Source organism: Paenibacillus sp. 2KB_22, assembly GCF_052115745.1.
Classification (GTDB): Bacteria; Bacillota; Bacilli; order Paenibacillales; family Paenibacillaceae; genus Paenibacillus.
Genome location: NZ_JBFRHG010000001.1, coordinates 2189536 through 2207291 on the forward strand (window position 1 = coordinate 2189536; position 17756 = coordinate 2207291).

Here is a 17756-nt window from a genome sequence, read left to right on the forward strand (position 1 = left end):
AACACCAGTCTGCGTGCCGCCTATACTTTAAATTAATCGAATGAGCGTCAGGGTAAACAACATTTATAATCTGTACATGTTATTTCCTTGTACTAACCCTTATAATTGCTTAGCCAATTTCTCAAATTGATTAATGTGAGGCTTGATCTCTTTTTCTATGCTTTTAATAAAAGAACTAAATTGCTTAGGATTATACTCATCTCCAACACCAACACTTTTATATACTTTTCCCTTTTGATATGTAAACGAGAAGAAGTAGTTATTCTTCAATCCATTCAAAATATTTCCGGCATCTCCCAAGATTTTAAGACTCAATTTCGAATCTTTGTAAACAAAAGAATATGGCGGATCATATTCTCCATTTCGTACATCATAACCTGCAATCCACTGATCTTTGGCAAATGTTCCTGTTTGGATTCGTGATTCCAGCATTTCTCCAGTCAAAGCTATTTCGTTAATCTCAAGTTTACCTTGACCATCTTTCTTGTCGTTCTTCCAGTTCCCGTCATACTTGGACTCTATAATTCTGTCCTCAGCGCGTGTTATCACTTTATATACGCCATGTCCTGAACGTTCCCCTTGGGCCCAGCCTCCTTTATAGGTTTTGGTTTTTCCCCAGGTCATGGTTCCACTTCCGTGAGGTTTTCCATTTTTGGTCTCTCCATAATATGTAGCCCCATTGCCATACTCTAGGGTGGTCATCTCAGTCGTCGCCTGAGCAACATGTGGTGACAAGATTACAGACAATCCTAAGGTTGCCCCCAAAATGCAGATGAACAACTTTCTAAACATCAAATCTCCCCTTCTCTCGCTGTATAAGAAATTCATTCTTATAACAACCTATTAATCAAATAATAAGACTCTAGTATAATATCACTTTCAATCCAGAAGGTTCCACATAAAAAAGAAGACCCCCGTCGACAAGATGTCCGACAGAGGTCAATTAGACCCGCAACAACAATTAGAAATCAGATGTTGCCACTTGAATCGTACCTGTTGAAGCACCAGCTGCACTAGTCAATAAGGCAGCTACGAGCAGCAAGTGTACAGACAGTGTAAGGCTGTTGCCGGCAGGAATTAAATACGTGATGACAGGTGCATTCACGCGAGTAACAACCAACTCAACTGCAAACGGACCAAAGTTGTTAACCGTGATACTGGCATTAGTGCCCCCAGCCAAATTCTCATAGTAGGATTTGCCCACACCTGCTGCCAAATTATAAAACTGTTGTGGTAAAAGGATGGCCATTGAAATCACCTCCTTTTGCTTTGATACGGTATTCTATGCTTGAAATCTATTAAAGCAACGGTGAATTACCAGCGTCATAATGTCCAATTTTAATAGACTTCATAGATTGATAGACGAATGTACGCAAAAAAAGCCCCACCGGACCATCCGGTGGAGCCAACTCAGCTTACTTTAATAGTACAAGTCTAACTACGCATACAGCATGTAGAAATTTAATTCATGACCCTGCTGCTTGAGATAGTTATAGAGCTGCGAACGGTGATGGAACACATGTGTCAACGTTTCAATCTGCCATTGCGCCTGCAAATGACCGTGTTCCATATAGAAAGCTTTGGTAGAGCGGTTCAAATAATCTTCTTCACTTAATCCCGTGATATAGGCTTTGTAGGATTCGAAATTACTCCACAATGTTGCTTCCAGCTTCTCAATATCCTGGTTCCCGGACAGACTGTTCTCCACTAGCCCAACCTCAGCTTCACCTTGTTCTTGCATGATGGCAAGGTCCGATGCGGTGATCTGGATAAAATGATGTACAAGCTCTACCAGTGAACGCATATTCTCCTGTGGACGATACGACCAATCCTCCGAACGGATCAAGCGAATTAACGAAGCTCCCGTCCTTACTCCTGTTTCCAACTCATTTAACAAGTGATCCCGAATCTGCAATGTTCCATTCATATATGATGTCTCCCTTATCTTTTATTCTCACGACTTCAGTATAACCGAAGGTGCTACAGATCTATTGTACAAATCGGACAACATCCTGCCGTGCTCTCTGGCTGCCGTCAACGGAGTCTCTCCATAAAACTTGCGAAATTGCCGAATCAGATGGGCTTGGTCAAAAAAACCATGATTCTGGGCCAGCATTGCCCAGTCTGCCGTGTTCCCCTGATGAATATCCCTCAGCACACGATGAAAACGAACCACCTCACTGAATCGCTTCGGGCTGATTCCGACCCATTCCGAGAACTTGCGATGCAACTGCCGTTCACTGATCACTTCACGCATCGCCAGCTCTTGAACACTCATACGTCCCCCATCTATAAAAATCCGGTGCAGCACGTTTTTCATCAAATTGTTCTCAGATGTGGTTGTCTGCACGGATAACGGATTCAAATATGCGTTCATGACCTCTACCCGTTCTGCAAAACGATTCGTTCCAGCCATCCGCTCCTGAAGCTCGTTCAGCCCCTTCCCCTCCGGCCAACATTCCTGAAGGGCAATTCGCTTATCCGTAAACCATTCCAGAGGCATGCCATGGAAGACATGCGCCCCACCTGGAAAGAACCGGACACCAAAGGTGTAATCTCCAGCAGGAGGACCATCATCGGATTGCTCAGGTACAATGAACGGCTGTGTATAATTGCCACAGTAAGCATAGGTATGCACGGAACAGACGGGGTCGTATGTAATCAGCATATCCGTACAACCATCCGGCAATACCCGAGCAGGTACTGTCATCACTGATGGCTCTTGATCTTCTCCCATAACCCCCTGCTCATGTGTGTATGGAAGAGATCCCGATTCCCAATAACAGGCCACATACGCCATTAAGCCGGGAGCGGGTATTTTCTCAACATAATAACTGTTAGAATACGTTCCATTCATCTGAATCGGCTTAAACAACGGGTGCAAGCTGTGATCCACTACGCAATCCTCCGATCACTAGAGTTGGTTACACATTATGTATTTATCTATCATACCATCAACCGAACAAATGAAGAAAAAAAGTGCCCTACCGGAGGACAATCCGATAGGGCCAGTCACACATCTATTTAACACGAGAAGGGGTTTACAAGACTTATCTTACCTTCGTAACCTTAATAGAAACTGAAATTGGGATGAAAAGAACATCAATTTTTCTAAAGTGTCTTGATTAATATCGACGCAATCAACACGGACGCCGTTGTGACCGTTGTGAACCCACCCACCAGCATTGGCGTTAAAATCTCATCGAGGATGGCTTTGCGTTCACTTTCATCACGTCCAACCGAACGACTTACTTCCTCACAGATAATATAGTCCCCCGGAAAACCGAATAGTGCGGTCAGTGCCACAGGCAGTCCTTTGAGCGGGTCCCATTTGAACAGCTTGGAACCGACAAATCCACCGATTAGCACCCCAACCACTCCGATCGCGATAATGAACAACACCGGAATAATGGAACTAACCACCGCATCGAAAGTAATTGACTCCATACTTGTCATAACGACTACGATCAGACCTGTCATCGCAATCCCCGATGTACTTGCTTTATCCAGCACACGAGATGGGAATACTCCGATCAGATGTCCCAGAACCCCAAGCAACAGTGCCCAGATACTATAGCTAAGTCCGGTTACATTTCCTAGATAAATGGAGAGACTGCCCATAATGAACAAAAGCAACAGCAGAATAGGTGCGGTTTGGAAACGTTGTGGAAGGAATGTTTTGGCATTCGCTTCTTTAATGTTCACATTGGATTCCCCTGCAACCTTGTGCTCAAAAGCGCCCTGTTTCTGTAGTTTCAGCGCATATCTGCGTAACATGTTGGTTGCAATCGGCATCCCCACGAGAGAATGAATACCCAGAATAACAGCCGGAATTGTAATCAGATGACCCAGATTCATCTCTTGCAACTTCGTCGTTGTGATTAGATATGAGATAATGCCACCGACAACCGGACTTGATCCGGCAACAGCCGTAGGATAACCGTAGAACGGTGATACGATTAACAGGATAAGACCGGTCGCCGTGAGTGATGCGAACAATGAGATCAGTATGGCTTTATATTGGGAACGTATTAATTTCAGCGGTATTAATGTGCCCATGTGTACAATCAGCGGAGCCACCATGAGAGCCCCGAACGCAGTCAGAGCAGAGCTGGAGACCACACCTTTGGGAAATGCCCCCGCCCAGTTGAGCAGCAAATATCCGATCAGAATCACAAGCAAGGAAGGAATTCGTGCTTTGGACCAGATCGAAACCAGTTCCCCTATAGCTAAAATAACAAGTAATACCGTGGCGATATATATCGGTTGACTAAACATGGTGGCTTCTCCCCATTCTCTATGTTGTCAGTGCAGTACACGCAGAACCATCTTTCTCTTTCTTATTTCAAGCGTTCACCTGATAAATAGACCTGTTCGATATTCTCTGTGTTTTCGAGCAGTCCAATATCCATCAACGGATTCACATTTAATACAAGCAGATCAGCAGCTTTGCCGGGTTCAATCGTACCGATCTCCGCTTCCATCTGCATGGCCCTTGCCGCATCCCTTGTTGCAGCCACAATCGCTTCCATCGGCGTAAATCCAACATCTTCCACAAGCAATCGCAGTTCGAGTGCATTCCCGCCATGCTCAACAGGTGCACACGTGCAAAAATCTGTCCCTACCGCAATGGTTACGCCTGCCTTACGCGCGATAATCATGTTCTCAATGTGCTCCTGATATACACTTTTGGCTTTACGAATGCCAAATTCGGGAACACCGTATTTATGCCCTTCTTTGATGATCCGATGTACAATGGCCAACGTTGGAACCAGAACCGCCTTTTGATCCAGCATCATGCCAATACCTTCTTCATCGATGTAGATCCCGTGTTCAATAGTGCGTACGCCCGCTTCCAGCGCATTTTTGATCCCCTGTGTACCTTGCGCATGTGCAGCCACATATGACTGTACCGCTTCCGCTTCATACACGATTGCCTTCAGCTCATCCAAGCGGAATTGCGACCAGCGAGGGTCATCTTTCTCCGAAAGCACCCCGCCTGTGGAACACACTTTAATGAAATCCGCCCCCTCACGGAACTGCGTACGTGTCGCCTTAATCACTTCCGGAACGCCGTCACACACCGTGAACATATTCAGTTCCGTTGGAATCATATGAATATCTGCATGTCCACCCGTCTGAGAGAGCATATGACGGGATGTTTTAATCCGCGGCCCCTTCACCACACCTTCCTTGATCAGATCACGAATGTATACAGCAACATGGCTGCCCACATCCCTGACGGTTGTAAAGCCCGCGTTGATCAGCTTCGGCAGATCCTGAAGTGCTCTCCCCATTTGAAGTTCATTAGCTTCCAACGCCACCGCAGCCATATTCAGATTTTTGGCCCCGTGCACATGGACATGGGCATCGATTAAACCGGGGATTACCGTTTTACCCGATACATCAACAAGCTTGGCATTTTCCGGAATTAGAACAGTTGCCTTCGCACCCGCAGCTATGAATTTCCCATTCTCAACCAGGACCACACTATCGAAAACAGGCTCTCCACCTTGTCCATCAATCAACAATGCACCTACAAAAGCAGTAATTTGACTCATCTGTACTCCACCTCATTTTCAGACTTGGTTGTCAGTTCAACTAAAGAATATTTACACTCTCACTCCGATGATCCTTACCTGTTCGATTTACAGCTCTATTGCTGTACTACGATGAAATTGTATTGTGTTAAAGTTAATGACATTATATAAGTTGCAAATGTATAATGTCATTGTTGATAACAACAGCATTTTGATATTTATTATGGTGATATGCACAATATCGAATATAAATTACACAGCATAGTGAAGGTCATGTTATATATGTAAGCATTTTGCCATGTGAATACGAAAGGAGTACGTTTGCTATGATTCATGAAGCGGTTCGCTCATTTATGGTTCAGGTCTTTGGATCTGCTTCGTACGGAATCTGGATGAAGGACGAATACGATTTCCAATGGAATAACTGGTTGCGTGAAGGAGAGGTACCTGAATATACAGATCAAGAACAGATCGAGTCATCCTGGAAGATTCTCAGGTATACGTTTGATTTTTTGTCCAATATTAACATTCGTGTGGTTATCGATACCCAGAAGCAACTTACCCTGCTACAAAGTGAACGTCTGGAGTCCTTGATTCGGGAAGGACTGCTGAAGCAGCAGATTGAGATGGAACGTGCGCACAATGATCGATGGTTGACCGGACTGCGGGAGCTGACCTGTTCCCTGGAGTTGAATGACTTGTTATTCAAAATCATGGAAAATGCACTGCATGTCATCCCCTCTCTTTCCTGCGGACTGTTCATGATGGTTGATCCGGACTCTGGCAAGATGATTCCTAGAGCCAAGGTCGGTTTTCAGGATAGTGTGTATCAATATCAGGGCGAGCTGAATGAGGGAATTACGGGAAAAGTATACGAGGAAGGCATTGGCCGAATGTATAGCACACCGGATGATGCCTTTAAGGATATGGGCAATGTTAGTCAGGAGAATGCGGATATCATTGTACGTTCACTGCCTGACGGTATTATGGCGAAAGGGCTTATCGTCGTTCCCGTGACGATGAACACCCATAAAATCGGGGTAATGCTGGTATACCAATTTGAACAAAACAGACGATTTGCACCACATGATCTGAATGTGATGCAGGGATTTGCGGATCAGGCAGCCATTGCCATCTCCAATGCCACCATGTATTCAGAACTGCTGGAAACGAACCGATATCTCGTTAGCCGCAACGAAATTCATAATCAATTCACGGCCCTTTCCATTGAACATGTGAGCCTTGGACATATCATTGAGACGGTTGGATCGATGCTGAAGCTTCCCACCTATTATGTGGACATGGCGAGAAATGACTGGTATCCACTCATCCCCGAAAGTGTCTTGCTAAGTGAGCTCGATATCTATACCGCTCTAGACAGTCAGTTTAACCCCATCACCTTATCCAGTGGAGCGGATCATAACGATTATTACCTGTATCCGATTGTAAATGGATCTCTGATGCTTGGCTGTTTTGCCATCCAATTAGATCATCCGTTAGGTCAGTTGGATCATGTGATTTTGGAACAAGGCGGAGCTATTGTCATGCTGGAGATGATGAACACCTACTCCCTCACCGAAATGTCCTATCGAAAAAACCATGATTTCTTCAGCGATCTGGTGCAATATAGAGAACCCCAGCAGTTGGAAGCCAGACTTTCCAGCTTCCAGTTGCCAGCACACCAATCCTTGTTCGTCACTCAATTGCAGCTCTATGGGGAACATCCCGATATGAAAACAACTGAAAATTGGGTGCGCAAGTTGATTGGATTTATCGAAAAGGAACTAGGCACCCGTGAACATCTGTTGTTCAGTGCACATCACAAAATTACGATCTTGGCTGCTGCATCCGAGCCCAAGGTCAGACACTGGATCATCAGCAGGCTGGAAACAGCTGTGGATAAATGGACCACCTCCAAGACTCCTGCTCTATCCATCGGTATCGGCGGACTTTATCAAGGGCTTGAGTATGTGTCCAAAAGCAATGATGAGGCTACACGCTCATTGTCCTTTTTGCTTAAACAAAACAAAGCTGGCCTGATGCTCTATGAAGAAATCGGGATCAATCGGCTGTTTCTGAATCAGGAACCGTCCGATATTGAGAACTACATTCATGAAATTCTGTCCCCTCTTCAACAGCAAAAATCAGGAGAGCTTGAACTCACACTCAAAACCTATATTGCGGCGAATCGATCTGTGCAAGCCACAGCAGAACGTCTGCATATTCATACCAATACGCTGTATCTGCGCCTGCGAAAAATAGAGGAGATTCTAGGTGTTGATCTGAACGATTCCGAGGGTTGGATGAAGGTGTATCTGGCATGTCATTTAAGTGAAGTGTACTCTTTTGCTCCTACCGCAAACGGAGCATTAAAATTGTAACTTCATCAATTCAGTCCGTGCAATTTGCGAAAACGTTCCGGACTCATGCCTGTATGTCTCTTGAACATCGCACAGAAATAACTGGCGTTCTCGTAACCCACTCGATCAGCAACTTCATATATTCGGAGCTCTCTCTCACTGAACATAAGTTGTTTGCTCCGATTGATCCGTTCCTGGTTCACATAAAATACAGGTCTGATATGGAGCGCCTTCTGAAACAGCCTGCACAAATATTGGGGAGATACTACAGCCACATCGGCCAGTTCCTTCAGCGAAAGCGAACGATCCAGATGCTCTGCAATATAACGCAGCACAGGCTTCAAACGCTCCAGTTCATCATTATAATTGGCGGAGGCGATGAGCAGTGGCTTCAGATCCAGTAGCAGGGCATATAATTGTTTGGAGCATTCCACATCGTAATCTGTGTAATCCGTCGTATCCCCATTCTCTCCTCTAACCAGAAGTTGCTCCAGGCCACATAACAGCGTGGCTGTTCTGAGTCTGCACACGCGTGAACCGGTTATTCCCGCATAAGATAATAACTGGCTGGCCTCTCTCCCCTGGAACGACACCCAAGCCAGCTCCCAACGATCACTGATGGGCATATATCGATGCGGGACATCAGGATACAAAAAGAAAACGTCACCCGGTCCGACGATATACTCGTCTTCTTGTATAATCAGTCTCCCCTGCCCATGAATAATCTGATGGATCTGATAATCCGGGAATCCCTCTGGACGCTCGGTTTCATATTGGTGTTCCCAGTAACCAACCGTGGTCATATAGATCGGCAGGCGAGCAGCTTCTTCTGTTTTACCAAAAAAAATCCGGGTATCCATCCAGTACACCACTTTCTTCATCGTTAGTTTCATATTGTGATATATATGGGCAATATTCTTTATTCTCTAAGTCATCATTCAATTCTATAATGACAATATTATAACATTTCAGAAGGAGTTGCTGTTATGCGAAACAAACTGGTATACACCCCTCCGGCAAATGGATACCCGGAATGGAACAACAATCCCGAGACTTTTCAAGTAGGCCGTCTACCCGCACATGCGTCTATGGTAGCGTTTCCATCTGTAGCAGAAGCGTTATCCAATGAATCCAGCGCATCGCCATGGTATGCATCACTGAATGGTCAGTGGAAGTTTGCCTTTGCAGAGACACCGGAGCAACGGATCTCTTCCTTTTATGAGAACAACTATGATGCAAGTGACTGGGACGAGATCTCCGTTCCTTCCAACTGGCAGCTACAAGGTTACGATTATCCCCAATATACGAATATGACGTATCCGTGGGTCGAGCGCGAGCCTGAATTGAAGCCACCCTTTGCACCAACGAGTTATAATCCGGTGGGTTCGTACATCCGTACGTTTACGGTTCCTGCGGACTGGAAAGACCGGCCTGTCCTGCTGCACTTTGAGGGCGTTGAATCTGCCTTTTATGTATGGGTCAATGGGGAGCTCGTCGGTTATAGCGAAGACACGTTCACACCCGCAGAATTCGATATCACTCCATATCTGACGGAAGGTGAAAACAAGCTGGCTGTGGAGGTATATCGCTGGTGTGATGCGAGCTGGCTGGAGAATCAGGATTTCTGGCGGCTAAGCGGCATCTTCCGTGGTGTGTACCTGCACTCACCTTCACCGGTTCAGATCGCCGATTTCTTTGTTCGCACTGAACTGGATGATGCCTATCAGGATGCGGAGCTACTGCTGGATGTGAAATTATTTAATCATAATGCGGTGCAGACTACTGCCGGATTGTCCGTTCAGGCACAGCTCTATGATGCACAACAGCAGACTGTATTGAAGCAACCACTTACTGCAGCGGTCACTTTCCAGGGCGAGGATGAACTTTCATTCCAGTTGTCAACAGAGGTTATGAAGCCGCTTCTATGGAGCGCCGAGACCCCTCATCTATATACACTTGTGCTGTCCATTCAGAATGAATCGGGCGAAATACTGGAGGCTGTTCGCAGCCGGATCGGATTCCGCAAGTTTGAACTGAAGGACGGCCTGATGCAAATCAACGGCAAACGCATTGTGTTCAAAGGCGTCAATCGTCATGAATTTTCCCCGGATACCGGTCGAGCCATTGGTCGGGAAGACATGATCCGTGACATCGAACTGATGAAGTCCTATAACGTTAACGCTGTGCGCACATCCCATTATCCGAATCAGTCACTCTGGTACGAACTGTGTGATGAATATGGCCTCTATGTCATTGACGAAACGAATCTGGAGACTCACGGCACTTGGTACTATGGGCAAAAGGAAATGAATGAGAACAATATTCCTGCGAGCAAACCGGAATGGCGTAACAACGTTATCGATCGCTGTAATTCGATGTTCCAGCGGGACAAGAACCATCCGTCCGTTATTATCTGGTCTCTGGGTAATGAGTCCTTCGGTGGCGATAACTTCATCGCCATGTACGATTATCTGAAACAAGTCGATCCGACCCGTCTCGTTCATTATGAAGGGACTTTCCATTATCGACCTTCCGATTCGGCAAGCGACATTGAATCGACGATGTATATCAGTCCTAAGGATGTGGAGAATTATGCTCGCATGCAAGGACCGAAGAAACCTTATATTATCTGTGAATACAGCCATGCCATGGGTAACTCCTGCGGCGGACTGCATCTGTATTGGGATCTGTTCGATAAATATGATGTGTTGCAAGGTGCATTCATCTGGGACTGGGTCGATCAATCCATTCGTACCACGACGGCAGACGGTGTAGAATATTTCGCGTATGGCGGTGATTTCGGTGAATCCCCTCATGATGGCAATTTCTGCGGAAACGGACTCATTCTGGCCGATAAGACGGTTACACCGAAGCTGGAAGAAGTGAAGAAATGTTATCAGAACGTTCGGATGGAAGCTATTGATGTCAAAGGCGGCCTGCTGCGTATCCGAAACCAGTTCCTGTTCACGGATCTGAGCGAATATTCGCTTCTATGGACAGTAACGCACGATGGTGTATCCGTAGAGAATGGCAAGTTGGACATCGCGGTACCTCCAGGGGAAACGGCTGAAGTCCGCATCCCTTACACACCATCATCCGATCTGTTCGAGGAAGCGGTATTGACTGTATCTCTGGTTACGAAAGTCGCAACCAAATGGGCAGGAGTAGGTCATGAGATTGCCTGGGATCAGTTCGTGGTATCTCCGCGATTGCGTCCAATCCAACCGATACACCAAGGACAAGGCAATGCGCCGTTGGTACAGGATCTACAAGATGAATTGAAAGTGACTACAGGCCAAGTCACGTTGAGTTTCAACCCGGCTACTGGCGCGTTGACGTCTTATCAGATCAATAATCAGGAGCAATTGCTGGCACCTGTCCGCCCGAATTTCTGGCGAGCCATGACAGACAACGATATGGGGAACAAGCTGAATATGCGTTCTGCCTTCTGGAGAGATGCTCACGCTACCAACAGATTAATTCGCTTCGAGCACCATTCAGACGAGCAAGGCATTCTCGTAACGAACGATTATACGTGGGATCAACATCCGGGATGTACGCTGTCTATTACGTACCGAATTAACCCGGATGGCGTATTGGAAATCAGTCAAACGCTTATTCCAGGCGAAGGCCTACCTGATCTTCCGGAATTCGGTATGCTGATGCAACTGAGTAACAGCCTGGATACAATCTCTTGGTACGGCAGAGGGCCGCATGACAACTATGCAGACCGTCTGACCAGTGCACGTCTCGGCTATTACACAGGTGCGGTTCGAGATCAATTCGTTCCTTATCTGAAACCACAAGAGTGTGGCAACAAAACCGATGTACGCTTTGCTGAAATTACGTCAGCGGATGGTCAACGTGGTCTGCATATTGAAGCCACCATCCCATATGAAATTAATGCGTTGCCGTGGACACCTGAGGAACTGGAAGCCAATGACCATGTGTATAAATTGCCTCAGAGCACGCAGACTGTGGCACGCATCAATTACAAACAAATGGGTGTCGGTGGAGATGACAGTTGGGGCGCACGTACCCATGCTGAATACACCTTGCCGGCCAACCGAGCGTATCACTTCACATTTACGGTAAGACCTGTATAACATCAAGAAAGCACTGCTGGCAGTATGCCGGCAGTGCTTTTTTTTGTATTCATACACCCTTACATTTTTGAAAGATTCGTGAAAGGTAGATACATAGGAGTTACAACCAACATTGAATATACTTTAAATAAACAAGATGCTGACAATGAACATAAAATAAATGGAGGGGTTACAAATGGATCTAATACAAATTATAGACAGAATATTGCCTATCTTAGCTATTGCATTGGGTGCGGGAGTTGTTGTAATCGGTATTACTTATTCAGTATATATTGCATACAAAAAAAGAGGGGGTAAAAGAAACATAACCCGCAGGCAATTTATAGCGTCATTTTTGCTCTTGGGTTGGTTTGTCATTGTCATGACTTTAACCACATTTAGCAGAGGGGCTAATTATGAGGGTTGGGTCAATTTAGAGCTATTCAGTGGCTATATCAATGCATGGAATCAATGGTCGTTGAGCGAATTCCAGCTCATTATTTTTAACATGTTGATGTTCGCACCACTCGGTTTCATACTTCCGCATATCGGAATGAAAACGCGTCACGTTAAGCCCGTGCTACTCATATCGCTGTTGGTAACGTTGGGTATCGAAATTTTTCAAATGGTCACCGGCAGGGGAATATTTGAACTTGATGATATTCTCCATAATACACTAGGTAGTATGGCAGGATATTTGTTGATGAGAGCGATCCTCGACAGTGTTGAGCAAAGAAAGATCACCTTAAGGTCACTATTGAAGGCCCTCTGCATACCACTAGCTTTTACGATGCTTATTTCTAGTGCTTTTATCATTTATCACAACAAAGAACTTGGTAATCTCTCCATACGTCCAGCTATTTCTCAAAATATGAATCAAGTCGAAGTAACGCTTAACACAAGATTACCGGATGAGGCCGAGAAAGTGTCTCTTTATCGCAGTAGTGAAATTCACAACCTGGAATATGCCAAACGAGTTTCCTCTCTAATGAAGGATTATTTTGAATTACATCAGAAAGGCAGCATATCTATTGATGGATACAACCGGATTTGGAGTCTTCTTGACGATGCGGGAACAGAATATACATTTAATTATGACGTCAGTAGCGGCACATGGTGGCTGTCATCTAATATCAAAGCAAGCACTCCTGTAGAGCCGGAAGACTTAATTAAACAAGGACAAGAGTATGGCAGTTGGTTGATTCAGAATGACTTATTGCCTAAGAATGCGATATTCAGCTCGCAAAATGGAGACACGGTTCGATGGGATATCGAAAAAACAGTTACAGATATCGCTAAGGGTGACCGCGATTATGATACCGGAATAGTTATGATTGTCCCATCAGCAGAACCTATGATTCCTCAGGATTTATTTTACTCTCTGAATAAAAATATTTATGTGCGAGTGATTGATATTATCAGTCCAGCTGAGGCATACGAAGAAATTCCCAAGGGAAACTTTTTGATCTATAACAACTTAAAAAAAGGGGACAAACTAAATGTGAACAAGTATGAACTAACTTACACCTATGATTCAAAAGGTTATTATCAGCCAGTTTATCGATTCGAAGGAGAGATCAATGGAGAGAATTGGGATGCTTTGATCCCAGCAGTAATGAATTGATTTCAGCTTCTACGTGCCTTGATGAAGCATACCAACCTGAAATGCTTGACAGACATTGGCTTGCTTTTGTTGAGTGGTAAGTAGTATGAGTTTGAGTTTGAAGTTTTTCATGAGAACATTATAATTAATGGGGTGCTAGAAAGATGAAAATTATTTTGATTACGAGGTGAGTATTTGCAATATCTGTTTACCGCTCTTTTCATTCTTGGTTTCATTGCTTTCTTGGGATTTCTTGTTCTGATGATCTTATCTATTCGCAAAGGTAATAGGTTGCCGTTCAAATACATTTTTCTAACGCTGGCCTGTTTTGCGATTGCTTCAATTGGGTTGTATGGCATGCTGACTTTATCTTCGAACTCTGCTCAGTCTGGAGAAGATCAGCCCCCTTCATCTCAGATCAAACTTTCTGGCCTCCATATGACTGCCGATGAATTCCAAAACAAGTTTAATGGCGCCGTGGGCAAATACCGATTGAATGGTTTGAGTATTACCCGTTTGAATATGAAAGAGTCATCCGAGCAGGGCACTGGCACTTTCGAGTATGCATTCAATGACGAATTGCGTTTGGTTGGTGTAGTGAATGCAGATGAGAGCGTACAGGAAGTCAGGTTATATGGAACTGGTGATACGAGAGAACCAACGGATGGAAGTTTTCTGACCGCTATTGCCACACTCATCCTCACAACCCATAGTGAGTATACGTATAACGATGCACAAGATGTCATTCAGGATATCGGTCTATTAGATCGCAATTTGAATCAGCTTGATTTTGATGGGGCAACAGTTCGAAATGGATTGCAATATCGCTTCAGCGTACAGGATCATGAACAATCTACTTTTGAGATCTCTGTTGCGAAGTGAGATGCATTGGAGTAAAAGGCCGCTCCATGAAGGAACGGCCTAACGAGTATATGTACTATAGAATGATTCAGTAAGTTTACTTGCGATCTTTTCTTTTAAGGATTAAAGAGTCCTAATATTAAAGTAACCAAGATACAAAAAAGCGTTACAGGATACACTATCCATTTACTGATCCTGTCTTTGAACGTGATCATCAAACAAATAATGCATATCCACGCAATTAATAGTTGCCACCAAACCAATGATAACACCTCCACCATGCGAGAGTTACTCAAAAGTTATAATCTCGCTTTGATTGTTCCAACTCATTTTAAAGGTAATCGGATCTTTCATTTTCTCCGTCTCAGTAATTGTTCCCGACATCGTGAACGGTACCCCTTCTTCTTCAAGTGATTTCCCCTGTTGTGATAAATTGTTGCCAGTAAGGTCAAAAACAAAATCCTTTATACGCTTTTCATCACCGATGTAGGTTATAGTATAGATCCCTGTCGATCTCTGAAGAGATATATTCCAGTTATCGCTCTTTCCGCGAATTATATCATCCGCACCACAAGCTGAGACAATAGATACAAGCACTATAACACAAAGAATAATTGGCAATTTAAATAATTTCATAAAATCCCTCCTTTTAGGAATATACCCAAAAATGTGAGATGTGATCTACTATTGAATTTCTATTGTAACGATCATATTGAACACCTCAACCATTCTCTTGTTTGTTTTACTTGATTACAACTTTTCCCAAAAAAAATCAACATTAAAAAGACTCCCTTACGGGAGCCTTTACTCATTGCAGCATAGGTTGCATGTAACTTAACTTTGATCCTAAGTATGTTCGTTTGTTATTACCTGGTGTATCGATCAATGTCATCGATCGCAGATTCGTGCTCTCTTCTATGATGGTCTTCATGCTGATGAACGTCGTTCTTTAACTTCGCTAAGAATCCCCATCCCATAAAGGCAAGTAACAGCACCGTAATCAGTGCATACGCAAAGCTATATAGATTCATAAAGAAGTTGATAAAAATTGCAGCGAGCATCAAGCCCAGAATCCATAATACCCACTTTGTACCCTTTCTCAAATCATTTCCTCCTCAAGTCGTTACTGATAAGCTCTCTATGTATCACAGTACATACGAAACCATAGGAACGAGGTTTCAATCTTAGGGCTTCCTGTTCAGAGCATCCTATCTAATTATATAAAAAAGGCTCCCTCTCGGGAGCCTTTCATCTAATCGGCATTACAAAGGTTTTTACACCTTTATTACATCATGCCGCCCATTCCACCCATACCGCCCATGTCAGGCATTCCGCCACCAGCACCTGCAGGTTCTGGTTTGTCAGCGATAACCGCTTCAGTAGTCAGGAACATTGCCGCTACGGAAGCCGCGTTTTGCAATGCATAACGAGTTACTTTCGCAGGGTCAACGATACCAGCTTCGATCATGTTAACCCACTCGCCAGTTGCAGCGTTGAAGCCGATGCCTGTTTGTTCTTTTTTCAGACGTTCCACGATTACGGAACCTTCTTCGCCAGCGTTAGCTGCGATTGTGCGGATTGGTGCTTCCAAAGCACGCAGGACGATGTTTACGCCTGTTTGCTCGTCACCGGACAGAGCTACAGCCGCAACCGCGCTATATACGTTCATGAGCGCTGTACCACCACCGGATACGATACCTTCTTCAACCGCAGCGCGAGTTGCGTTCAGGGCATCTTCGATGCGAAGTTTGCGTTCTTTCAATTCTGTTTCAGTAGCCGCACCAACTTTGATTACTGCTACACCGCCGGACAATTTAGCCAGACGCTCTTGCAGTTTCTCTTTGTCGAACTCGGAAGTTGTTTCTTCCAGTTGTGTACGGATTTGGCTAACACGTGCATCGATATCGGATTTGTTACCAGCACCGTCAACGATGATTGTGTTTTCTTTGGTTACGCGGATTTGACGAGCTGTACCCAGTTGTTCCACAACAGCGGATTTCAGGTCCAGACCCAGTTCTTCCGTGATCAATTGGCCACCAGTGAGGGCAGCGATGTCTTGCAGCATTGCTTTACGACGGTCACCGAATCCTGGAGCTTTAACAGCTACAGCATTGAATGTACCACGCAATTTGTTCACAACCAGCATAGCCAGTGCTTCGCCTTCGATATCTTCAGCGATCAATACCAGCGGTTTGCCTTGTTGAACGATTTTCTCAAGCAATGGCAAGATATCTTGCGTGCTGGAGATTTTTTTGTCTGTGATCAAGATGTACGGATTGTCCAAAACAGCTTCCATTTTGTCCGTATCAGTGATCATGTAAGGAGAGATGTATCCACGGTCGAATTGCATTCCTTCAACCACTTCAAGCTCTGTAGCGAATCCTTTGGATTCTTCTACTGTGATTACGCCATCTTTACCTACTTTTTCCATAGCTTCAGCGATCAATTCGCCTACTTCTTCGTCAGCTGCAGAGATTGCTGCAACTTGTGCGATGGATTGTTTGGAATCGATTGGTTTGGAGATGGATTGCAATTCTGCAACCGCAGCTTTAACCGCTTTGTCGATCCCTTTACGGATACCGATTGGGCTAGCGCCTGCAGTTACGTTTTTCAGACCTTCTGTAATCAGCGCTTGCGCGAGTACAGTTGCTGTAGTAGTACCGTCACCGGCAACATCGTTGGTTTTCGTTGCTACTTCTTTAACCAGTTGTGCACCCATGTTCTCGAATGCATCTTCCAGTTCGATTTCTTTAGCAATGGTTACACCATCGTTAGTGATGAGCGGGCTTCCGAATTTTTTCTCCAGAACCACGTTACGGCCTTTAGGACCGAGTGTTACTTTTACTGCATTAGCCAATGCATCCACACCACGAAGCATGGAACGACGAGCGTCTTCACTGAATTTAATGTCTTTAGCCATGTTAAGAAAACCTCCCTAGTTTTTGTTGGAAAATGGTCGTGCTATATGGTTCGGTTATCCGATTAAATTTGAATTAGTCGAGAATCGCGTGAATATCGCTTTCTTTCATAATCAAATATTCTTTACCTTCGAACTTGATTTCTGTACCGGCATATTTGGAGAAAATAACGCGATCTCCTTCTTTCACTTCCAGAGCCACACGTACGCCGTCTTTCAATGCTCCAGCACCAACTGCAATGATTCTACCCTCTTGCGGTTTTTCTTTGGCGGAGTCCGGGAGTACGATCCCGAAAGAAGTTGTTTGCTCTTGCTCCAGTGGTTCTACCAATACGCGTTCACCTAAAGGTCTGATCATGAAAAATAGCCTCCTTTTGAAATTATATAACG

At 44.7% G+C, this 17756-nt stretch carries 15 protein-coding genes; 4 read left to right on the forward strand and 11 right to left on the reverse strand.

Going from position 1 to position 17756, the window contains the following annotated elements:
• Window positions 1-99 precede the first annotated feature (99 nt).
• The 6 genes from AB4111_RS09710 to AB4111_RS09735 all read right to left on the reverse strand — a co-directional run bounded on the left by AB4111_RS09710 (window position 100) and on the right by AB4111_RS09735 (window position 5561).
• Window positions 100-792 (reverse strand): hypothetical protein, encoded by a 693-nt coding sequence (locus AB4111_RS09710; protein ID WP_442031349.1) that lies wholly within the window; start codon window positions 790-792, stop codon window positions 100-102.
• Between the two features lie 169 nt (window positions 793-961).
• Window positions 962-1249 carry a hypothetical protein gene (locus AB4111_RS09715; protein ID WP_091015368.1) on the reverse strand — a complete coding sequence of 96 codons (288 nt, stop codon included), beginning with the start codon at window positions 1247-1249 and terminating at the stop codon, window positions 962-964.
• Between the two features lie 189 nt (window positions 1250-1438).
• A complete protein-coding gene (locus AB4111_RS09720) occupies window positions 1439-1927 on the reverse strand; it encodes a DinB family protein (RefSeq protein ID WP_105597687.1) in 489 nt (162 codons plus the stop codon).
• Between the two features lie 27 nt (window positions 1928-1954).
• The gene (locus AB4111_RS09725) at window positions 1955-2896 is read right to left on the reverse strand and encodes a helix-turn-helix domain-containing protein (RefSeq protein WP_442031350.1); all 942 of its coding nucleotides are present in this window, start codon (window positions 2894-2896) and stop codon (window positions 1955-1957) included.
• A 215-nt stretch (window positions 2897-3111) separates the two neighbouring features.
• Window positions 3112-4278 (reverse strand): hypothetical protein, encoded by a 1167-nt coding sequence (locus AB4111_RS09730; RefSeq protein ID WP_442031351.1) that lies wholly within the window; start codon window positions 4276-4278, stop codon window positions 3112-3114.
• A gap of 62 nt (window positions 4279-4340) precedes the next feature.
• Window positions 4341-5561 (reverse strand): amidohydrolase family protein, encoded by a 1221-nt coding sequence (locus AB4111_RS09735; protein ID WP_442031352.1) that lies wholly within the window; start codon window positions 5559-5561, stop codon window positions 4341-4343.
• 305 nt (window positions 5562-5866) lie between these two features.
• On the opposite strand from AB4111_RS09735, the gene AB4111_RS09740 reads away from it, so the two are divergent.
• Complete coding sequence (locus AB4111_RS09740) at window positions 5867-7921, forward strand: helix-turn-helix domain-containing protein (RefSeq protein ID WP_442031353.1); 2055 nt, start codon at window positions 5867-5869, stop codon at window positions 7919-7921.
• Between the two features lie 5 nt (window positions 7922-7926).
• Here the strand turns inward: AB4111_RS09740 and AB4111_RS09745 are convergent, their stop codons facing one another.
• Entirely contained in the window at window positions 7927-8781 is an 855-nt protein-coding gene (locus AB4111_RS09745; RefSeq protein WP_442031354.1) for an AraC family transcriptional regulator, read from the reverse strand.
• 105 nt (window positions 8782-8886) lie between these two features.
• On the opposite strand from AB4111_RS09745, the gene AB4111_RS09750 reads away from it, so the two are divergent.
• The 3 genes from AB4111_RS09750 to AB4111_RS09760 all read left to right on the forward strand — a co-directional run bounded on the left by AB4111_RS09750 (window position 8887) and on the right by AB4111_RS09760 (window position 14470).
• Window positions 8887-12006, forward strand: a complete 3120-nt coding sequence (locus tag AB4111_RS09750; RefSeq protein ID WP_442031355.1) for a glycoside hydrolase family 2 TIM barrel-domain containing protein — start codon at window positions 8887-8889, stop codon at window positions 12004-12006.
• A gap of 175 nt (window positions 12007-12181) precedes the next feature.
• Complete coding sequence (locus AB4111_RS09755; RefSeq protein ID WP_442031356.1) at window positions 12182-13609, forward strand: VanZ family protein; 1428 nt, start codon at window positions 12182-12184, stop codon at window positions 13607-13609.
• 174 nt (window positions 13610-13783) lie between these two features.
• The gene (locus AB4111_RS09760) at window positions 13784-14470 is read left to right on the forward strand and encodes a hypothetical protein (protein ID WP_442031357.1); all 687 of its coding nucleotides are present in this window, start codon (window positions 13784-13786) and stop codon (window positions 14468-14470) included.
• Between the two features lie 267 nt (window positions 14471-14737).
• Here AB4111_RS09760 and AB4111_RS09765 read toward each other — a convergent pair whose 3' ends face one another.
• The 4 genes from AB4111_RS09765 to groES form a co-directional block, all read right to left on the reverse strand.
• Window positions 14738-15085 (reverse strand): hypothetical protein, encoded by a 348-nt coding sequence (locus AB4111_RS09765; RefSeq protein ID WP_442031358.1) that lies wholly within the window; start codon window positions 15083-15085, stop codon window positions 14738-14740.
• Between the two features lie 230 nt (window positions 15086-15315).
• Entirely contained in the window at window positions 15316-15552 is a 237-nt protein-coding gene (locus tag AB4111_RS09770) for a hypothetical protein (protein ID WP_442031359.1), read from the reverse strand.
• A 182-nt stretch (window positions 15553-15734) separates the two neighbouring features.
• Entirely contained in the window at window positions 15735-17369 is a 1635-nt protein-coding gene (groL, locus tag AB4111_RS09775) for a chaperonin GroEL (protein WP_036611259.1), read from the reverse strand.
• A gap of 73 nt (window positions 17370-17442) precedes the next feature.
• Complete coding sequence (groES, locus tag AB4111_RS09780) at window positions 17443-17724, reverse strand: co-chaperone GroES (protein WP_153977313.1); 282 nt, start codon at window positions 17722-17724, stop codon at window positions 17443-17445.
• Window positions 17725-17756: the final 32 nt, after the last annotated feature.